An 18,108-nucleotide genomic window follows, 5' to 3' on the forward strand; every position below is an offset into this window, starting at 1 on the left:
GGTCTAAAGGGCGGCGAGGCGCCGGGCCTGACCGGCGTGCAGGTCGCTGACCCACTCCCAGCCGGGCTTGGCCGCCGGCCCGATCCGCGGGTCGTCGGGGGTCTGCCCGGCGCGCAGGGCGAGCACATATGCCCGGTCCAGCGCGATCCGGTCCAGCGCCTGACCGGCGCCGCCGACCGAGCCGTGACCCGGGACGACCACGGCCACGTCGCCGGCCACCGCCTCCAGCAGGCGCAGCGCGGCCAGGTAGTCCTCGACCGGGTCGGCGCCGTCGAAGTCGAGCATCGGGACCAGCACGTCGGAGAGCATGTCACCGGCGACCAGGACTCCGCGGTCCTCGAGGAGCAGCGCGGCATGCCCGGGCGCGTGCCCCTGGTGCTCGACGATCCGGACGGTCGGGCCGTCCCAGGGAATCCGTTCCGCGCCGGCCGGCAGGGCGGTGATCAGGCCGTATCGGTCCAGTGAGACGTGCTCGGCGATGCCGGTCCCGTCCAGATGATCGATGATCTTGGTCTTGATCTCCGGGTCGGACAGCTGCTCCTGGACGGCGGCCGCGCACCGGGCCGTGCCGTAGCGCGGTGCCGGGCCGAGCCGGGCGTGCCAGAGCAGGTGATCCCAGTCCGGATGCGTCGAGAAACCGGCCACCACGGCCTGATCCGACGCGGACAGGTCGTCGGCCAGGCAGGTCAGCTCGTGATCCTGCAACCCGGCGTCGATCAGCAGCACGCCACCGTCACCGTGCACGGCGACGGCGTTGCTCTGGAGGAACTCGCTCCGGTGGACCAGCACACCGTCGGCGACCTGTGTCAACACGGGCGGCCTCCCTTCGGCGACCACCATACCCAGACAGGCGCCGGCCGGGGCGGCGGCGCGTCGGCCACCGCCCCGGCTGCGGCGATCAATAGAGGGCTGTCACCTAGAGGGAGAGCGTCCAGGTGTCGATGCGCCCGGTGTCGGCCGAGGCGGCGTCCTGGACCCGGAGCGTCCAGGTGCCCTGCGCGGTCTCGCCGGACAGGTTCACCGTGTACGTCTGGTTGATGTTGTCGGTGCTGCCGCCGGCCCGGTTGTGCAGGACGTAGGCGGTGCCGTCCGGCGCGACCAGGCTGACCACCAGGTCACCGATGTAGGTGTGCACGATGTGCACCTCGACCGTGCTGGTCGCCGACGGGGCGGTCAGGCAGTCGGGGAGTTCGAGCGTGCTCGTCACCGTGGTGTTGTCCGGGATGGCAACGTCGGTGCCGTTGCTGGCGGAGCAGCCGGCCGCGCTGTTGACGGTGACGGTGAGCGCCGCCGTCCGGGTGATCGACGCGGCGGTGGCGGTGATGGTGACCGGTGCGCTGCTGCGCCCCGCGTCGGCGGCCGCGGTGACCGTGACCGTGGTGGACTCACCGGCGGTGACGGTGGCCGGCTCGAACGCGACGGTGACGCCGGCCGGGGTGCTGCCGGCGCTGAACGTCACCTCCTCGGCCTCGCCGTTGATCAGCGCGGTGGACACGGTCAGCGTGGCCGAGGTGCCCGGGTCGATCGCCGTGGTCGGCGCGGACAGGGTGACGGTGAAGTCGTTGCCGGTCGAGCAGTAGTCGTCGCCGGACACGTTCACCGCGGTCCACGCGGCCTGGACCGCCTTGTACTCGGTGCCGCAGAAGCCGTACAGGTCGGCGGTCGCCGACAGCGTGTAGCCGCGCGCCGCGGTGTAGGTGGTGCTGGAGACGAAGTAGCTGTCCAGGGCGCGGAACCAGATCGCTGACGCCTTGTCCCGGCCGATCCCGGCGACCGGGGAGGCCGACCCGCACAGCGGCGAGGTCCCGTACGCGGTGGCGCCACTGCCCTCGGCCAGGTCGAAGAAGAAGTGGTTGGCGACGCCGGACGAGTAGTGCACGTCGACGTTCTTGGTGGTGGTCGACCAGCAGCCGTGCGAGGAACCGTCCAGGGTGGGGTTGTACATGTACCGCAGCGGCGCCCCGGTGCCCCGGATGTCGATCTTCTCGCCGATGTCGTAGTCACCCGGGTCGACGGTGGTGTTCGCGTAGAACTCCACCATGCTGCCGAAGATGTCGCTCGTCGCCTCGTTCAGGCCGCCCGACTCGCCGGAGTAGGTGAGCCCGCCCGGCACCACGTTCTCGGTGACGCCGTGCGACATCTCGTGCCCGGCCACGTCCAGCGCCACCAGTGGCTTCGCGTTGCCGGAGCCGTCACCGTACGTCATCTGGGCGCCGTCCCAGAACGCGTTCACGTAGGCGCTGCCGTAGTGCACCCGCGACGGCACACCGGTCCCGTTGCCGAAGATGCCGTTGCGGCCGTGCACGTTCTTGAAGTAGTCGAACGTGGTCGCCGCGCCGAAGTGCGCGTCGACACCGGCCGAGGCCCGGTCGGAGTTGAGACCGGTGCCCCAGACGTTGTCCGCGTCGGTGAAGGTGGCGCAGGTGCCCGAGGTCCGGTTGCCCATGTCGCAGGTGGTGCCGCCGCCGCGTACCGGGTCGGTGAGCAGGTAGCCGGTGTCGGCCTGGGTGGACTCGATCGCCACCTCGCCGGTGTAGAGGCCGGTGCCGGTGCCCGCGACGCTCTCGATCTCGTCGTACGATCCGGTGACCTTGCCGGTCCGCGCGTCGGTGAGCACGTGCAGGCGCGACGGGGTCTGCCCGTCGGCGAGCCAGCCGCTCACCACGGTCTCCCAGGACAACACGCCGGTGCCCCGGCTCGCGTCGACGAACAGCTCCGGCGCGCCGGTGCCGGTGACCCTGCCGGTGAACGCCGCGGTGGCCGCCTTGCGGGCCTTGGCGGCGGTGACCTTCGGCGCGGTGCTCAGCGTCAGCGGGGTGGACAGGCCGACCGAACTGCCGGTGTACGTGCCCTTGGCGTCGGTGCGGATGATCAGGTCACCGCCGTAGACGCGCAGTCCGTCATAGGTGCGGGTGTAGCGGACGGTGCCGCGCCCGGCGGTGTCGGTCTTGCTGCTGTAGACGTGGTAAGCGTCGTCGGACGAGGCCCGGATGGCGTTCGGATGCTGGGCGAGCGCCCGGTCGGCCGCTGCCACCAGCGACGCGCCGGGGGAGACGGGCGGTGCAGCCGACGCGGTCGTGGCGGTCGCCGCCAGCCCTCCGCCGGCCAGCGCGATGACGCCGGCCAGCGCAAATGCTTTTCTCACTAACTTCCTCCCGCGAACTGAGGGACAAACATCTACTGATGTCTATCCTTCTATATAAGGCGGGCCGGATAGCAAGATACATGTGTAAATTTCATGTTCCGAAACGGACAGCCGGCCGCGGGGGCGATCCGGGACGCCACCGGGTGCATCCGGGGAGCGACGACGCCCCCGGCAACCGACCGGCAACCTCGGCGGTTGCTTCCCGCCGCCGCCCCTCAGTGGAGCCCGGGCCGGCCCGATGTCCCGGGCGTGATCCTCTCTGCTCTGCGCACCGCGCTCGCTGTCGCCGGCATCGTCCTGGCCGGTGCCTCGCCGGTGTCTGCCCAGGACGTGCCCGCGCCGTCACCACTGCGGATCATGCCGCTGGGCGACTCGATCACGATGGGCATCGGGTCGGCGTCGTTGAGCTCGTACCGGGTCGACCTGCAGCGCCGGCTCACCGCCGCGGGCCTGGACGTCGACTTCGTCGGCTCGCAGCACGACGGCGTCCCCGCGACCGCGGACCTCGACCACGAGGGCCACTCCGGCTGGACGATCGCGAAGATCGCCGCGCAGGTCGACGGCTGGCTGTCCACCTCCCGGCCGGACGCGGTGCTCCTGCAGATCGGCACCAACGACCTGCGTACCGAGGCCGGCGCGGCGGGCGCGACCTACCGGCTCTCCGCCCTCATCGACCGGATCACCGCGGCGGCGCCGGAGGCCGAGGTCTTCGTCGCGAAGATCACCGGTACCAGGTCCGCCGCGGCCGCCGCCCAGCAGAAGCGTACCGACACCTTCAACGCCCAGGTGCCCGGCATCGTGGCCGCCAAGAGCGCCCGGGTGCACCTGGTCGACCAGAGCACCGTCACCGGCATCGACATCCGCGACGGCCTGCACCCCAACGACGCGGGCTTCGCCAAGATGTCCTGGAACTGGTTCCGCGCGATGGTCCCGGTCCTCGGCCTCAAGACCGACAACACCACCACCATTTCACCGTACGCGGTGAGCCACGCCAGGTTCTGCCACCTGGTCGACGGCACCCCGGGCCCGGGGTGGAGCCCGTACTACGACTGCCGCTGGTACTGGAAGCACCTCGCCGCCCCCGGCCGGGCGGCCAAGGCCTGGACCTGGCAGGCCAAGCGCGGGGTGACCGAGACCCGCCGCGTCCGCGTCCACGGCCGCTGGGTGACCCGCACCGTCACGGTCAGCACGTGGGTGTCCTTCGACCCGAACCGCCACGATCGCTGACCGCACCGGCCCTCTACCATCGTTGATCATGATTGCCTCCGTGTGGCGCCTGCTCACCCGTCAGATCCTCACCAACCCGGCGCAGGACGACACGGCGCTGCGGGAGGCGTGCGAACAGGCCCGGTACGGCTCCGACACCGAACCGGCCCGCCGCGCGCTGGCCGGCACCCGGGGCGATCACGCCCGCCGGGCCCGCTACGTCCGGGTGCTCGCCGCGTCGACCGCCGGAGGGCTGGGCTCCCGCGCCGACAAGACGACCGGCCGGGTCGACACCGAGGCCGCCTGGGCCGACACGTGGGCGGCCCGGAACCCCGCCGACCCGGAGGCACAGCTGGTCCGCGCCCGGTCCCTGCTGGAGCGGGCCTGGGAGGTGCGCGGCGGCGGCTGGGCCTCGACCGTCCGACGGGACCAGTGGGCCGAGTTCGCCCGGCTCGCCGACCTGGCGGACCAGGCCAACGACCGTGCCATGGCGCTCGCACCGGACGACCCCACGCCCTGGGTGACCCGGCTGCGGACACAGATCGCCCGCAGCGCGCCACGGGAGAGCGTCGACGAGACCTGGCGCGAGCTGACCCGCCGTGACCCGTGGCACTGGGAGGGCCATCAGCTGCGGCTCACCCACAGCTGCCGCAAGTGGAGCGGCTCGCACGAGCAGATGTACGGCTTCGCCCGCTCCGTCACCGCCACCGCGCCGACCGGCTCGCCGCTGCACGTGCTGCCGGTGCGCGCCGCCGCCGAGTGGGCGCTGTGGGAGGAGGACCGTGCCGCACCGCGCCGTACCGCCGCCGAGGTCGAGGAGCAGTGGCGGCAGGACCCGGTGATGCAGTCCGACCTGGACACCGCGCTGTCCCGCTGGTTCCACCAGCCGGGCGCCCGGCACCCCGACTGGTACGACGACCTGAACCACCTGGCGTACGGGCTGGCCCGCTCCGGCCGGGACGCCGACGCCGCACCGGTCTTCGCGGCGATCGGCAAGTTCATGACCACCACACCCTGGGGCTGGTGGGGCGCAGGCCCCAACGACGTGGCGTTCGTCCGGGCCCGGGCCCGCGCCCGCCGCGCCGGCTGAGAAGCGGCCGGGTCAGTCGGCCTGGACGCGGTTGCGGCCGGCCCGCTTCGCCTCGTAGAGGCGCTGGTCGGCGACGTTCAGGCCGGCCGTGATGTCCGCCGGGCCGGCGATCTCGGCGACGCCGAAGCTGATCGTCACCCGCAGCCCGTCGGCGATCTGCTCCCACGGATACCCGGCCACCCGCGCCCGCAGCAGGTCGCACGCGGCGCGCGCCTCGGCCACGTCCGTGCCGGCCAGCGCGACCAGGAACTCCTCGCCGCCGAACCGGGCGACCAGGTCGGTCTCCCGGACCCCGTCGAGGAACACCCCGGCGATCCGGCGCAGCACCTCGTCGCCGACCAGGTGCCCGTACCTGTCGTTGACCTGCTTGAACAGGTCCACGTCGGCGACCGCCACGCACAGCCGGCCGGGGGCGGCCGCGAGCACCGGCAGCCGCTGGTCGACGGTCCGGCGGTTGGGCAGCCCGGTCAGCGCGTCCTCGGTGGCCTGCCGTCGCCAGACCAGGTTCGCCGCGGCCAGCTCCACGCTGTGGGTGCGTTGCAGCTCCGCCTCCAAGCGTGCGTTTTCGGCCTCCAGCCGGGCGTTGTCCAGCTCGAAGTGGTGCGCGGCCATCCGGGCCCGGGCGGCCGCCACCTGGTTGTGGATGCCTCGCTCCAGGTCGTGGAAGTCGCGATAGCTGTGCAGCGCCGCCTGGAAGTCGCCGACCTGCTCGTACGCGTCGGACAGCTCCCGCAGGATCTCCATGGCCATCGGCTTCTCACCGTCGTGGCGCGCCCGCTCCAGCGCGACCAGCAGCCCCTCGACGGCGGTGGCCGGCTCGCCGTTCATCAGCCGCACCCGGGCCTGGTGCTGCAGCGCCGCCGACTCCAGCGAGCGGTACCCGGCCCGCACCGCGATCAGCCGGGACTGCTCGATGTGTTCGGCGGCCCCGGCGACGTCACCGGCCAGGGCGAGCAGCACCCCGTAGTTGTCCAGGCTCAGCGACTCGCGGAACGGGTGCCGCGCGGCGCGGGCCAGCCGCAGCGCCTCGCCCACCCAGCCGAGCGCGTCGGTCAGCATCTGCTGGGCGCGCTCGTGCTCGCCGTCGCGGCGCAACCGGGGCACCTCGTACGTCGCGTTGTCGCCGATGTTGTTGAGGATGCAGAAGCGCGCCTCGTCGTCCATGTCGGCGGCCATGGTCAGCGCCTGCGACAGGTACGTGTTGCTCAGCTCGTGGTCGCCCATGCTGCCGTGCACCACGCCGGTGCGGTTGTGCACCCAGTAGAGCAGGTCCCGGTCGCCGAGCGCCTGGGCGATCTCCCGGGCCCGGGCCAGCGCCTCGAGGGCCTCCTCGTGCATGCCCAGGTCGCGCAAGGGCATCGCCTCGAGGGTGAGTATCTCGCAGATGGTGGCGTCGGCGCCGATCGTCTCCAGCGCGGCGACCGCGGTCCGGCAGGCGGTGATCGCCTCCTCCTGGCGGCCGATCCGCAGCAGCTGATTCGCCAGCGAGCGCAGCGCGTCGGCCTGCCGCGGGACGTCACCGATCGACGCGGCCAGCTCGGCGGCCTGCTGCGCCGACTCGCAGCCGGCCCGGTAGTCACCGGCGAGGCGCATCTGCTCGGCGCGGGCGATCAGCCGCCCGATCGTCTCCACGGCGGCCGCCTGCGACGCGGGCCGGTCCACTAGCTGGCCGACGGACACACCGTTCCCCCTCCTGCCGCCGGCGGGGTCACCGGCTGCCGGTCGAACTGGGATGTACATCGGTGGACGCCCTTCGGTCCTGAGGGAAACCGGAGGCTCACGGTAGATCACTGTCCGGCCCGGAGTGAAGCGGCCTGCTCGCGGACCGCGGTCAGGAACGCGGTGAGCGCCGGCGCCTGCCGCCCGGCCCGGGTGACGACGACCAGCCGCCGCCCGACCCGGGTCTCGGCCACGTCGCGCACCGCCAGGGCCGGATCGTCAGGTGGCAGGGTCAGACTCGGCAGCAGCGCCACCGCCCCGGTGCTGCGGACCAGCTCAAGCTGCACCTCCGCGTCGTAGGCCAGGTGCCGCAGGTCCGGCTCGTACCCGCCGAGTGCCCGGCAGGTGCCGATCAGCGCCTGGTAGTGGCCGGTACCCTTGCTGGAGGTGGCCCACACGTCGTCGCGCAGCGCGGCGATCGGGACCGGTCCGCCCGGCGCGGCCAGGGGATGCCCGGCCGGCAGGACCAGGCGCAGCGGTTCCTCGTACACCGCCTCGAACCGCAGCCCGCCCGGACGGGGCCGGGGGTGACCGTCGTACTCGTCGCCGACGACCAGGTCGGCCGCGCCGAGCCGCAGCTCCGGCAGTGCCTGCTCGAGTTCGAGCTCGAGCACCTCCACGCGGACCCGCGGATGGGCGGCCATCGTCCGGGCCACCGCCGGCACCAGCAGCCGCCGCGCCGCCGACTGCAGTCCACCGGCCCGCACCGTGCCGCGCACCTCGTCGTGCAGCGCGGCCAGATCCGCGCTTGCCGCCTCGGCGGTCGCCAGCAGCACCCGCGCGTGCCGGGCCAGCACCCACCCGGCGTCGGTCAGCCGCACCCCGCGCCCGGACTTCTCCAGCAGCGTCGCGCCGGCCTCCCGCTCGAGCACGGCCAGCTGCTGCGAGACCGCGGACGGGCTGTACCCGAGCGCGGCCGCGACCGCACCGAGCGTGCCCCGCTCCTCGAACTCCCGCAGGAACCGCAACCGCCGCAGATCGAACTCGACCATGCACAAATACTAACCAGTCACGTCCACGAATCATCACTGGACCTGAACAGTCAGCGGGCTGATGCTCGAGTCATGGGTCCTCTGCTCCTGGTGCTCTCCGCGGCGTGCTTCGGCGCGATGGCGATCTTCGGCAAGCTCGCGTTCGCGGCCGGCGTCACCCCGGCCACGCTGTTGCTGGTGCGGTTCGCGCTGGCCGCGGCGATCCTCGCCGCGATAGTCCTGCTCCGCAGGCCGGCCACACCGGTCCGGATGTCCGCGCGCACCGTGCTGACCGCTTTCGGTCTGGGAGCTTTCGGGTACGCGCTGCAGGCCGGCCTGTACTTCGCGGCGTTGCAACGGATGGACGCCACCCTGCTGGCGCTGATCTTCTATGTCTATCCGCTGCTGGTGACGGTCGGCGCGGTGCTGCTCGGCCGGGACCGGCTGACGCCGCGCCGGGTGGCCGCGCTGCTGGTCGCCTCGGCCGGCACGCTGCTGGTGCTGCTCGGGGCCGGCGCGGTGGGCTTCGACGTGCTCGGTGCGGTGCTGGCCTTCGGCTGCGCGCTCACCTACACCGCGTACATCCTGGTCTCCGACACGGTGGTGCGCCGGTTGCCGGCCTCGGTGCTGTCCGCGCTGGTGATGACCGGCGCGACGCTCGGCCAGGCGGTCTACGCCCCGCTCGCCGGTGGGGTCGACCTCGGGTTCGGCGCGGCCGGCTGGTTCTGGCTGGTGTGCGTCGCGCTGGTCTCGACCGTGCTGGCGATGGTCGCGTTCCTGGCCGGACTGCGCCGCACCGGCCCGTCGACGGCGGCGATCCTCTCCACCTTCGAGCCGGTGGTCACGGCCGCGCTGGCCGGGGTGGTGCTGCCCGAGACGCTGACCCCGGTGCAGTACGGCGGCGGGTTGCTGGTGCTCACCGCCGCGGTGGTCCTGCAGTTGCGCCCGGTCACTGCCCGTCGCGCTCTTGTTCGTACCAAAGTGGTGGTCTGAAAACGGACCACCTGCCTGGCCGCGGCGGATCAACCGGGACGGCGCGCCAACAGTGGCCCGATGACCGTGGTGCCGGGACCGAGCCGGCCGCCAGGACCGGGCCGCTGCGTGGTGTTGTCGATGGTCAGCGGCTGGTGGCAGTGTGCGCAAAAGGCCGTTTCCGGACACGTCGTCTACTGCGGTGGTCCGGGAGGCGGCCCGGGTGCTGCGGCCGGGCGGTCTACCTCGGAGCGTTCCAGGGCCTCGGGTTCACCCGGATCATGCCGCCCGGCCGGTATGCGGCGGCCCGCCTGCGCCCACCGGCCGAGGTCTCGGCGGCGCGGGATGCGCATGGGCTGCGGGGTGAGGGCGTGTGCGGCTTCAAGCCGGCGAGCATCGGCCGCCTGGTGAGCGCGGTCCTGCGGCGTCGGCGCGGTCAGCTGACCGACGAGGAGGTCGGCCCACTGACCGGTTTCCTCCTGGACCCGGACGGTCCGCCGCTGGTGACGTACCTCGGCTGGGCCTCCCGCCCCGCAGCGACCTGACGCCGCCCGCGGTCACCGCGGCAGGATGCGGTTCAGGTGGTGGTCCAGGACTCGGAGGACGTCGGCTCGGGTGCGGCGGCGGTGCAGCAGGTCGAGGCCGAGGCCGCTGATGCCGCCGACGAGCAGGTCCGCCTCGGCGGCCGGGTCGATCGCGGGTGGTGCGCCGGCCGCCGTGATCAGGGTGGCGACCAGGTCCTCCAGGGGTTGTCCCGCGTGCAGGAAGACCGCGGCCAGCGCCGGGTCGGTGAGACTCCACGCGTAATAGGCGGCCATCACGCGCAGGCTGGTGCGGCGCCGGTCGTCGAGCGGGAGCAACTCCTCGAGGACGGCGCGGAGCAGCACGCGCGGGTCGGACGCGTCGCGCAGGGCCGCGAACCGGTCCCGGGCCCGCCGGTCGTTGTCGCGGTGCAGCGTCTGCAGCGCGGTGACCAGCAGCTGGTGCTTGCCGGGGAAGTGGTACTGCACCACCCGCGGGGTCACGCCCGCCTCGGCGGCGATCTCCCGGACGGTGGCCATCCGCAGGCCGCGCTCGGCGGCGATCCGCCAGACCGCCTCGACGATCTGGCGAGGGCGACCGGCGAGCTCGGGCGCGGTGGGCGCGGGGAGCGGCGGGTTCTTGCGGGACCGGTACGCCCGGGCCTGGCAGGCGCGGGAGCAGTAGAGCGGCGGGCGGCCGCGCTCGGGCGGCCGCAGCGGTCCACGGCAGACCCGGCACTTCATTTCGTCACGCATGATCTCCGACCGTCCGCGCGATGGGTGTGACGTTACGATGAGTGATGCCTTGTAGGCGCCGAGTGTAGATGCTTTCGTGGATACGTTCGTATCACGAGGGAGGCAAGAGTGAACGAGGCCTGGTATCGGCTCGCCATGATGCTCACGCTGTTCGTGGGCCTCTGGGAGGGCCCGCTGGCGATCATCTTCCGGGTGTTCACCGACAAGGCGCCGCACGCGCTGGTGGCGGCGAACTATCTGCCCGCTCCGTGGTGCTACGTCGCGGCGGTCGCGGCAGCGGGTGCCGCGTTCGCAGTGATCGCCGTCCTCCAGATCCGGCGCGAGAAGCTGATGTCCGCGGCCTGACCTATCGCGGACGCTCGGAGCGGTGATCCTGAGGTGGCGCGATGGGGGCTCTCGATGGGCGCCCAGACCGAGTGGGAAAGGTCGCCCGGCGGGTGCCTCGAACGCCGGGACACGATGGTCACGAGCGCCCTGATCGTCGGGTCGGGCCTGGCTGATGATCCGTATCGGTCGGATGCGGTGGTCGCGCGGTGGGATGTCAGTGAGCTGGAGCCGAATCCTGGTAGGTGGCCGACGACCGCAGCCCGGGACCGGCCGGGGTGGGACTGGACGCCGCTGGTGAGGGTGGGGCCGCTCCGGTTCGGGCCGGCACGGCACCCGCCGGTCAGGCCGGGACCGTCCCGCCGCAAGGCAGGACTACCAACCGTGTGCTTGCTAAAGCGCACTGAGAGGTAACGGAGAGTCAAACAGGTTCTTGCCGAACCAGACCTCCATGTACGGGCCGGTGCAGTACGCCGGGATCTCGGCGTAGCCGTGCCTGCGGTACAGGGTCTGCGCCTCGGTCAGGTCGAGGCGGGTGTTGAGGACCATGTCGTTCGCGCCCATCTCGCGGGCCCGGTTCTCCAGGGCCGCCAGCAGGAAGGCGCCTCCGCCGGTGCCGCGGAAGGCTGGGCGGACGTAGACGCGGGTGAGCTCGGCCCGGTTGTCGTCCAGCAGCAGGAAACCGCCGCAGGCGGCGGGCTCTCCGGCATGACGGCCGACCGCGAAGTGGCCCGTCGGTGCGGTGAGCAGGCCGGCGCCGTCGCCTGCCAGGCCCTCGTCGACTTCCGCGGTCGTCGCCGGGCGGTTCCAGTAGCGGCCGGCGACTTCGGCGTAGTAGTCACGGCGAAGGGCTAGGGAATCGGCGGTGTCGACGCTTTCGGCGGTGATCGTCCATGAGGTCACGTGGTTTTCTACCCAACGGCCGACGGAGGCCGCCACCGATTAGTGACGGCGCCGGGCTACGCTCGGCCGTCGTGATCAACTCCCTCTCTGCTGAGCGCGTGCTGGAGATCGCCGCGCCGATGCTCGCCGAACTGCCCGGTGACTGGCGGCTGGCCGACGGGCCGATGTTGCGGTCCGGTTCGCTGGGCATCCGGGTCCTGCCGTCGCACAGTGACGACCACCGGCACCTCGACCTGGAGATCCTTCTGAACGCCGACCGCCCGGAGATGCCGACGATCGTGGACTGCGCGGTCGGTCTGGCCCCCGACCCGGTCGACGCGGCCCGGCAGGCGATCCAGTCGTGGATCGAGACCTGCCTGGTCACCGTGCTGGAGATGGTCGAGCAGCGCGGACGGCTGGCGACCCACTTCCGGGTCGGTGAGCAGGGCGGGTTCGCGGGCTGGCACGCCGTCGTCGGCGGGGTGACCGGATGGTCCGTCGACGGATCGACGAGCAAGCAGCAGTGGTTCGCCGAGACGATGCCGTGGTCGGCGCTGGCGCCGGTGATCACGCCCGAGCTGGACCGGCCGTACCTCAACGGCATCCGGATGCTGGTCGGGCAGGGCGCCGACTTCACCGAGTGCGAGGTTCGGATCAACGGGCGGCGGTATGAACCGGCCGACGCGGCGCTTGCCGGTCTGGACTGGCCGCGCACCGAGAGCTTCAGCCTGGCCCGCACGTTCGTCCTGCTGGTCGGCCCGGAATAGCGGCTAGTCGTTGCCGGTCGCCAGGAAGGTGGTGAGGCGGTCGGCTTCGTCGGTGACCTCGGACTGTTCGGGGCGGGTGAGGGGGCGCAGCGGCGTCACCACGACCGGGCCGGTGCTGGTGGACCAGGTGGCAGCGACGCGGCCGTCGATCAGGACGACCCGTATGCCGGCGACGGACAGGTTGCGGTGCTCGTCGTCGATGATGCGGGTGCGGTCGTGGTAGCCGAGGATCGCGTTGTCGAACGCCGGGAGGAAGCGGACCGGGGCGGGCGTCTCCGGGTCGGGCCGGGGCGCGTCGGGTAGGTCCAGCAGCATGCGGCCGCGGTCGTCGCGGAACGTGACCAGCTCGTCCCGCAGGGCTGCGACGGCCTTCGGCAGGCCGGCCAGGCCGCACCAGGCGCGCAGATCGGCGCTGGCCGCCGGGCCGAACGCCCGCAGGTAGCGCCGGACCAGCTCGGCGTCGCCCGGATCGAGTTGGTCCGCTTTCGACGGCGCGGCAGACTGGTCCGCTTTTGATCGCACGGCGGGCTGGCGCCCCGGAGCCGGAGCCGGTGGCGGCGGCGGGGCAGAGCCGGTGAGCCAGGTGGACAGGGGCAGGTAGCGGGCGCCCGCAGAGCTGCGCCAGGTGCCGCGCGGGGGGAGTTGCACCGACGGTACGAGCGCGGCGACGGCGACCTCGCCCAGCACCCGCGGCCTGGTCGCGGGCCAGTGCTCGGCCAGCGCGCGGCCGACCTCGCCGAGTGAGCGCGGCTGACCGTCGGCCATCAGCTCCTGCGCGCGGGCGGTGAGCTCATCCAGGTCGACGGCGGCGAGGTCGGTGCGGTACACGCCGACGGCCTTCTGCCGCAGCAGGGACTGGTGCCGGGGCCGCCAGGCGACCGCGTCGTCCGCGGTGACCAGGTGCACGGTGCGGCGCATCAGGTGCATCCGGACCGCCGCGCGGTCCTCGAGCAGCCGGGACAGCTCGGCGGGCGCGAAACCCTCGACCCGGGACCAGAGGCCGATGAACGGCTCGCCCGGCTCCTGCGCCTGCAACCCGACCAGGTGGGCGACGGTGTCGAGCACGGGAGTGCCGGTGCGCTGGAGCAGGAACTGGCGCGCGAGGGTGGCCCGGTTGAGTGCTCGCCGGTCGAGGATGGCTGTCGTCACCCGACCAGGGTCGCAGCGATTGCGGCCAGCGTCTGTCACCTATCGCGAGCGACCCGCGGAAACGATCTGTCAACTTCGGTTGACGCTCGACGTCGCTGTCAACTACGGTTGACGGCATGACGACGTTGACAGCGGTGGCCGCGGCCACCCCGGCCCGGCCACCCTCCCGCCCCAGCCGGCTGCTGGTCGCCGGCCTTCTCGTCGGACCGCTCTTCACCACGGCGTACCTGGTGGAGGGGGCGTTCCGCGGTCACGGTTATGACCCGCTGCGCCACCCGGTCAGCTCCCTCGCACTTGGACCGCACGGCTGGCAGCAGATCGTCACCTTCGTGGTCTGTGGACTGCTGACCGTGCTGTTCGCGGTCGGTCTGCGCCGGTCGTTGCGGGGCGGGGCGGGTGCTCTGGTCGTACCGTTGCTGGTCGGGGTCTGGGGTGTTGCTCTTGTCGGCGCCGGGGTCTTCGTGACCGATCCGATCGGTGGTTATCCGACGGCCGCGAGCCCGGTGACCTGGCACGGGCGGCTGCACGACGTGGCCTTCTCGTTGCCCGGATTCCTGGCGCTGACCCTGGTCATGCTGATCGCAGGGGTGGTTTTCGCACGCCGCCGGTCCGGCTGGTTCGCGGGGTATTCGGTGCTGAGCGGGGTCACGTTCGCGGTGTTCTTCGTGTTCGCGACGATGGGCTTCAGCGGTGCGGATCCGTGGGTGTCCGTCGGAGGGCTGTGGCAGCGGCTGTGCGTGTCCGTGGGCTGGCTGTGGCTCTTCGCCCTCGCCGCGAAACGCCGCGCCGCCACCGACTGACCCGATGTCGCGCCGTGCCGGCCGACCCGGGATCGGGCCGGTGTTAGGTTCGGCGGCATGACAGGGCAGATCGCGGCCGGGGAGTTTCATGCGGCCGGCGGTGTCGAGGACTGGCGTTGCCTCTACCACCTGGTCTCTGCGCACTTCCCGACCGATTCGCTGGCCCGGGGCGTCGCGCTCGTCGAGGCGATCGGCCGGCTCGCCGACGAGGCCGAGCAGCAGCACCTGATCATCGATCTGCGCAGCGCCGGCGTCACCGTGAGCCTGACCCGGCGGGACGTCTCGCTGGCCCGGCGGATCTCGGCCGCCGCCGAGGAACTCGACCTCACCGCCGACCCGAGCGCCGTGCAGCTGATCAATGTCACCCTCGATGCCCTGGCCGGGACGGACGTGCTGCCGTTCTGGCGGGCGCTGCTCGGCTACCGCCAGATCGGCGACGACCACCTCTCCGACCCGGCGCGGCGTGGCCCGGGTTTCGGGTTCCAGTCGATGGACGCGGCGCGCCCGCAGCGCAACCGGATGCATCTCGACGTCGCGGTTCCGCACGATCAGGCCGAGGCCCGCGTCGCCGCTGCTCTGGCCGCCGGCGGCCACCTGGTCTCGGACGCGCATGCACCGAAGTGGTGGATCCTGGCCGACGCCGAGGGCAATGAGGCGTGCGTCGCCACCTGGCTCGGCCGGTCGTGAGGGGTGCCTCAGGAGCCCCGAGACACCCCTCACGACCAGCCGGGGGCGCACTACCGGCGCTGCTGGAACGGGGTTTCGAAGAGGGCGGCGAAGAGGCGGGCCGCGGGTAGGCAGAGCGGAATCACCAGCAGCACGGTGAGGCCGAAAGTGGTCAGGCCCGTTCCGGTCCGGGGTGCGACGAGCTGGGCGCTGATCAGCGCGACGATCGGCATGTGGATCAGGTAGAGGCTGTAGGAGAAGCCGCCGAGGGCGCGCAGTGGCCGGGAGTCCAGCAGCCCGACGAGACGGCGGGGCCGGCGGGTGGCGACCGCGGCCAGGGCCATGGCGATCGCGGGTCCGGCGGCGAGATCCACCCAGTAGTAGTGCGTGACCGTCCACGCCGAACCGCGCAGAGTGATCAGTGTCAGGATCGGCAGCGCGGCCAGGAAGGCCAGGCCCAGCCAGGGCAGCCGGCGGATCCGCTCGCCGGCCGCGACGATCCCGGCGGCCAGCAGACCGATGGTGAACAGTGGGGCCAGCTCCAGGGTGTACCCGAGTGCCCGCGCGCCGGTGGACAGGCCCGGGGTGAGCAGGCCGGCCAGCACGACCGGAACGGTGACGACGGCGAGCGTCACGGTCGCACCGGCCCGGCGGCGGAGCAGGAGCAGCAGGGGGAACGCCAGGTACAGCCCGGCCTCCACGGCGATGGACCAGAGTGCGCCGTTCGGCGCCGGCGCGGCGACGGCATCCTGCAGGAGAAGACCGAAAACAACCATTGATCGTACGGTGGGTGGCGCGCTCAGCGGCAGCTCCGGCACGACAGCGGCGCTCACCGCGCTGGCGGCGAGGGCGGCCCAGTACGCGGGCAGGATGCGCCGGGCGCGCCGCCGGGCGAAGCGCCACGTGCCGCCCAGCTGCCAGGCGTTCCGGGCCGGCGCGATGGCCAGCGAGAACCCGGACAGGGTGATGAACACGACCACCGCGAGCCGGCCGTGGATCAGCCAGCCCAGCCAGGACGGCCCGTGGTTGGCCGGGTAGCCGGGGAAGGACAGCAGCCAGCAGTGGTGCACGACGACGTAGAGCGCGGCGAGCCCGCGGATGCCGTCGAGCCCGGAGATCCGGGTGCCGGGAGCGGTCCGGGTCGGCGCGGGCGTGTTTATAGCGGTCAAGGGGTGGCTCCCGTCGGTGCGTTGCGGGCACGCGCCAGCCACGGGTACTGGCGGCGACACGGCGTGTTGCGGGCACACACCAGCCACGGGGACTGGTGGTGACCAGGCGCGTTTCGGGCGCACGCCGGCCACCGGCGCTGGCCGGCGGCCAGTCCGTTACCGGGTGTGGAGGTGAGCTAGGGGAGGGGGACCTGTCGCCAGGTGCGGCCGTCCTCGGAGAGGTAGGGGCCGTTCTCCGCAGCTGCCAGATACCGGTGTGGAGAGATCAGCTGGGCCTGCTGGGTGGGTGTCTCGGGATACCCGGAGACCGGCACCGGTGTGTACCGGCCGGTGCTGTCGCCGGCGAGAAAGCCGGTGTCGGTCCGGACGATGGGCCTGCCGTCGGCGGCGACGAACGCGCCATGCATCCGGGCGTCGTGAATCGTGTCCCCGCCGTGCCAGGTCAGCCCGCCGTCAGCGGTGTAGTGCGTGTCCTGCTCGGTCTGGTTGCGAGAGGTCCGGACGTAGGCCGTTCCGCCAGGCCCGGCAGCCACCTGCGGCAGCAGCGGCCAGGCGACCGCCTGTTGCTCTTTGCCGAACGAGATGGTCGCCGCGTCGGTGAAGACGTGCGTGCGCCAGGTCTGGCCCCGGTCGGGACTGGTCGCCACCGCCGGCTTGTGTGTGGTCGGATCCATCCCGGACACCCACAGCGGTCCGTCCTGCGGCATGTTGATCGTGAATGGCGAAGCGTCCGGGACCTTGATGCCGACGGGTTGCCGGGCCAGCGGAGCGAACCGGCCGGTGACGGGGTCCACCGCGGCGTAGACACACGTTTTGATCTCCAGGAACTCACAGGTGACCGGTTGCGTGCCGGCCGGGACCGCTGCGACCGGGGACGTGTCGACGGCGGATCGGCGCCAGCTCCGCCCGCCGTCGGTCGTGATCGACAGGTGATCGAAAAGGGTCTGGCCGACCATCTCGGCGCCCGTGACCGTGCGAGCGTCGCGCCAGACGACGACGCCCGGCGCGAGCGAGGTGACCGTGCTCATCCCGGAGCTGTTCTTCGCCGCGGGTGGTTCGGTGCGGCGCTGCCAGGACGCTCCGTCGTCGGCCGAGGCGTACAGCTGCGCACGGCAGTTCTCGCAGCTCTCCATCAGGGTGTACAGCTCGTCGCCGGTGCCGGTCACCGCACTCATCCGGGGCCAGCCGTCGGTGGGGGAGGCCGCGGAACCGACCGGTCCACCGTCGGCCGGCCCGCTGCGCACCGCGTACCCGAAGCTCGTCGCGGCCAGCACGGTCGCCAGGAACACCGCGCCGGAGGTGACGGCCCGACGGCGGCGCACCTGCCGTGCTCGCCGTCGTACGGTGAAAAAATCAGGCTGTCGGACCGCGTCGCCGACCTCGCTCCGCAGCCTCTCGAAGTCCGGCTCACGCATGCTTCAACCCTTCGGCCAGCGGGACGGTCTCGTCGTCGGACAGGAAGCGGGCGAGCGCGGCCCGGCCCCGGGCGAGCCGGGCCTTGACCGTGCCGGCCGGAACGCCGAGCGTGGCGGCGACCTCGGCCACCGACAGGTCGGCCAGGTGGTGCAGCACCACCGCCTCCCGGGTCGGTGGTGCGAGCCGGCGCAGCGCCGCGAGCAGCGCCACCCGGTCGCCGGAGACGCCGGGCACCGAGCCGGGGGCGATCTCCACGCGGCCCGAGCGGACCAGCCGGTCGAAGAGCCAGCGCCGCCGGTACCGGGTCCGGGCGACGTTGAGCGCCGCGACCCGCAACCAGCGCTCGGCGTCGTCGGCGTGCAGGAACGACCGCGGCGACGCCAGCACCCGGGCGAACGCCTCGTGCACGGCGTCCTCCGCCTCGGCGAGGTCACCGACGAGCCCGGACACCTGGGTCACCAGCCGCCGGTAGTAGGCCTCGTAGGCCTGCCGTACCGCGTCCTCCGCGTCCACTCATGCCCCCGTCGTCTATGTCTGTCGGGAGGAAGGACAAAC

Annotated in this window: 18 protein-coding genes; 8 read left to right on the plus strand and 10 right to left on the minus strand. The window is 72.5% G+C overall.

The features are described 5' to 3' along the window. Window positions 1-3: 3 nt before the first annotated feature. Window positions 4-813 (minus strand): MBL fold metallo-hydrolase, encoded by an 810-nt coding sequence (locus Apa02nite_RS49080; protein ID WP_203831296.1) that lies wholly within the window; start codon window positions 811-813, stop codon window positions 4-6. A 103-nt stretch (window positions 814-916) separates the two neighbouring features. After that, complete coding sequence (locus Apa02nite_RS49085; protein ID WP_203831297.1) at window positions 917-3,145, minus strand: M4 family metallopeptidase; 2,229 nt, start codon at window positions 3,143-3,145, stop codon at window positions 917-919. 249 nt (window positions 3,146-3,394) lie between these two features. On the opposite strand from Apa02nite_RS49085, the gene Apa02nite_RS49090 reads away from it, so the two are divergent. Both Apa02nite_RS49090 and Apa02nite_RS49095 read left to right on the plus strand, forming a co-directional pair. Continuing rightward, window positions 3,395-4,372, plus strand: coding sequence for an SGNH/GDSL hydrolase family protein (locus Apa02nite_RS49090; RefSeq protein ID WP_203831298.1), 978 nt, complete (start codon window positions 3,395-3,397; stop codon window positions 4,370-4,372). 28 nt (window positions 4,373-4,400) lie between these two features. Beyond that, window positions 4,401-5,441, plus strand: a complete 1,041-nt coding sequence (locus tag Apa02nite_RS49095; RefSeq protein WP_203831299.1) for a DUF4034 domain-containing protein — start codon at window positions 4,401-4,403, stop codon at window positions 5,439-5,441. A gap of 12 nt (window positions 5,442-5,453) precedes the next feature. Here the strand turns inward: Apa02nite_RS49095 and Apa02nite_RS49100 are convergent, their stop codons facing one another. Together Apa02nite_RS49100 and Apa02nite_RS49105 are read right to left on the minus strand one after the other, a co-directional pair. After that, the gene (locus Apa02nite_RS49100) at window positions 5,454-7,121 is read right to left on the minus strand and encodes a GGDEF domain-containing protein (RefSeq protein ID WP_203831300.1); all 1,668 of its coding nucleotides are present in this window, start codon (window positions 7,119-7,121) and stop codon (window positions 5,454-5,456) included. Window positions 7,122-7,228: 107 nt separating this feature from the next. After that, entirely contained in the window at window positions 7,229-8,152 is a 924-nt protein-coding gene (locus Apa02nite_RS49105) for a LysR family transcriptional regulator (protein WP_203831301.1), read from the minus strand. A gap of 72 nt (window positions 8,153-8,224) precedes the next feature. On the opposite strand from Apa02nite_RS49105, the gene Apa02nite_RS49110 reads away from it, so the two are divergent. Together Apa02nite_RS49110 and Apa02nite_RS49115 are read left to right on the plus strand one after the other, a co-directional pair. Continuing rightward, window positions 8,225-9,124: a DMT family transporter gene (locus Apa02nite_RS49110; protein WP_203831302.1), complete on the plus strand. Its 900-nt coding sequence runs from the start codon at window positions 8,225-8,227 to the stop codon at window positions 9,122-9,124. A 260-nt stretch (window positions 9,125-9,384) separates the two neighbouring features. Next, window positions 9,385-9,648, plus strand: coding sequence for a hypothetical protein (locus tag Apa02nite_RS49115; protein WP_203831303.1), 264 nt, complete (start codon window positions 9,385-9,387; stop codon window positions 9,646-9,648). Window positions 9,649-9,660: 12 nt separating this feature from the next. Here Apa02nite_RS49115 and Apa02nite_RS49120 read toward each other — a convergent pair whose 3' ends face one another. Further along, window positions 9,661-10,380, minus strand: a complete 720-nt coding sequence (locus Apa02nite_RS49120; protein WP_203831304.1) for a TetR/AcrR family transcriptional regulator — start codon at window positions 10,378-10,380, stop codon at window positions 9,661-9,663. Between the two features lie 108 nt (window positions 10,381-10,488). On the opposite strand from Apa02nite_RS49120, the gene Apa02nite_RS49125 reads away from it, so the two are divergent. Then, window positions 10,489-10,725: a hypothetical protein gene (locus Apa02nite_RS49125; protein WP_203831305.1), complete on the plus strand. Its 237-nt coding sequence runs from the start codon at window positions 10,489-10,491 to the stop codon at window positions 10,723-10,725. Window positions 10,726-11,097: 372 nt separating this feature from the next. Here Apa02nite_RS49125 and Apa02nite_RS49130 read toward each other — a convergent pair whose 3' ends face one another. After that, complete coding sequence (locus Apa02nite_RS49130) at window positions 11,098-11,607, minus strand: GNAT family N-acetyltransferase (protein ID WP_203831306.1); 510 nt, start codon at window positions 11,605-11,607, stop codon at window positions 11,098-11,100. A 71-nt stretch (window positions 11,608-11,678) separates the two neighbouring features. On the opposite strand from Apa02nite_RS49130, the gene Apa02nite_RS49135 reads away from it, so the two are divergent. Then, window positions 11,679-12,353 carry a DUF6348 family protein gene (locus Apa02nite_RS49135; protein WP_203831307.1) on the plus strand — a complete coding sequence of 225 codons (675 nt, stop codon included), beginning with the start codon at window positions 11,679-11,681 and terminating at the stop codon, window positions 12,351-12,353. A 3-nt stretch (window positions 12,354-12,356) separates the two neighbouring features. Here Apa02nite_RS49135 and Apa02nite_RS49140 read toward each other — a convergent pair whose 3' ends face one another. After that, on the minus strand, window positions 12,357-13,502 hold the full coding sequence (locus tag Apa02nite_RS49140) for a winged helix DNA-binding domain-containing protein (RefSeq protein ID WP_239165116.1): 1,146 nt from the start codon (window positions 13,500-13,502) through the stop codon (window positions 12,357-12,359). A gap of 116 nt (window positions 13,503-13,618) precedes the next feature. Between Apa02nite_RS49140 and Apa02nite_RS49145 the strand changes: the two genes are divergently transcribed. After that, window positions 13,619-14,302, plus strand: a complete 684-nt coding sequence (locus Apa02nite_RS49145; protein ID WP_203831308.1) for a DUF998 domain-containing protein — start codon at window positions 13,619-13,621, stop codon at window positions 14,300-14,302. A 57-nt stretch (window positions 14,303-14,359) separates the two neighbouring features. Then, window positions 14,360-14,989 (plus strand): 4a-hydroxytetrahydrobiopterin dehydratase family protein, encoded by a 630-nt coding sequence (locus Apa02nite_RS49150; protein ID WP_203831309.1) that lies wholly within the window; start codon window positions 14,360-14,362, stop codon window positions 14,987-14,989. 50 nt (window positions 14,990-15,039) lie between these two features. Here Apa02nite_RS49150 and Apa02nite_RS49155 read toward each other — a convergent pair whose 3' ends face one another. From Apa02nite_RS49155 to Apa02nite_RS49165, 3 genes are all read right to left on the minus strand, one after another. After that, window positions 15,040-16,137, minus strand: a complete 1,098-nt coding sequence (locus Apa02nite_RS49155; protein ID WP_203831310.1) for an acyltransferase family protein — start codon at window positions 16,135-16,137, stop codon at window positions 15,040-15,042. A 176-nt stretch (window positions 16,138-16,313) separates the two neighbouring features. Next, the gene (locus Apa02nite_RS49160; RefSeq protein ID WP_203831311.1) at window positions 16,314-17,552 is read right to left on the minus strand and encodes a hypothetical protein; all 1,239 of its coding nucleotides are present in this window, start codon (window positions 17,550-17,552) and stop codon (window positions 16,314-16,316) included. Beyond that, window positions 17,545-18,066 carry a sigma-70 family RNA polymerase sigma factor gene (locus Apa02nite_RS49165; protein WP_203831312.1) on the minus strand — a complete coding sequence of 174 codons (522 nt, stop codon included), beginning with the start codon at window positions 18,064-18,066 and terminating at the stop codon, window positions 17,545-17,547. Before Apa02nite_RS49165 ends, Apa02nite_RS49160 begins: the two co-directional genes overlap by 8 nt. Window positions 18,067-18,108 lie beyond the last annotated feature (42 nt).

The sequence above is a fragment of the Actinoplanes palleronii genome, assembly GCF_016862315.1.
Lineage (GTDB): Bacteria > Actinomycetota > Actinomycetes > Mycobacteriales > Micromonosporaceae > Actinoplanes > Actinoplanes palleronii.

Excerpts from the sequence above, each read along its gene's own strand:
- Apa02nite_RS49095 (WP_203831299.1), top strand. The coding sequence starts at position 4,401 with ATGATTGCCTCCGTGTGGCGCCTGCTCACCCGTCAGATCCTCACCAAC.
- Apa02nite_RS49105 (WP_203831301.1), bottom strand. The coding sequence starts at position 8,152 with ATGGTCGAGTTCGATCTGCGGCGGTTGCGGTTCCTGCGGGAGTTCGAG.
- Apa02nite_RS49110 (WP_203831302.1), top strand. The coding sequence starts at position 8,225 with ATGGGTCCTCTGCTCCTGGTGCTCTCCGCGGCGTGCTTCGGCGCGATG.
- Apa02nite_RS49115 (WP_203831303.1), top strand. The coding sequence starts at position 9,385 with ATGCCGCCCGGCCGGTATGCGGCGGCCCGCCTGCGCCCACCGGCCGAG.
- Apa02nite_RS49120 (WP_203831304.1), bottom strand. The coding sequence starts at position 10,380 with ATGCGTGACGAAATGAAGTGCCGGGTCTGCCGTGGACCGCTGCGGCCG.
- Apa02nite_RS49145 (WP_203831308.1), top strand. The coding sequence starts at position 13,619 with ATGACGACGTTGACAGCGGTGGCCGCGGCCACCCCGGCCCGGCCACCC.
- Apa02nite_RS49150 (WP_203831309.1), top strand. The coding sequence starts at position 14,360 with ATGACAGGGCAGATCGCGGCCGGGGAGTTTCATGCGGCCGGCGGTGTC.
- Apa02nite_RS49160 (WP_203831311.1), bottom strand. The coding sequence starts at position 17,552 with ATGCGTGAGCCGGACTTCGAGAGGCTGCGGAGCGAGGTCGGCGACGCG.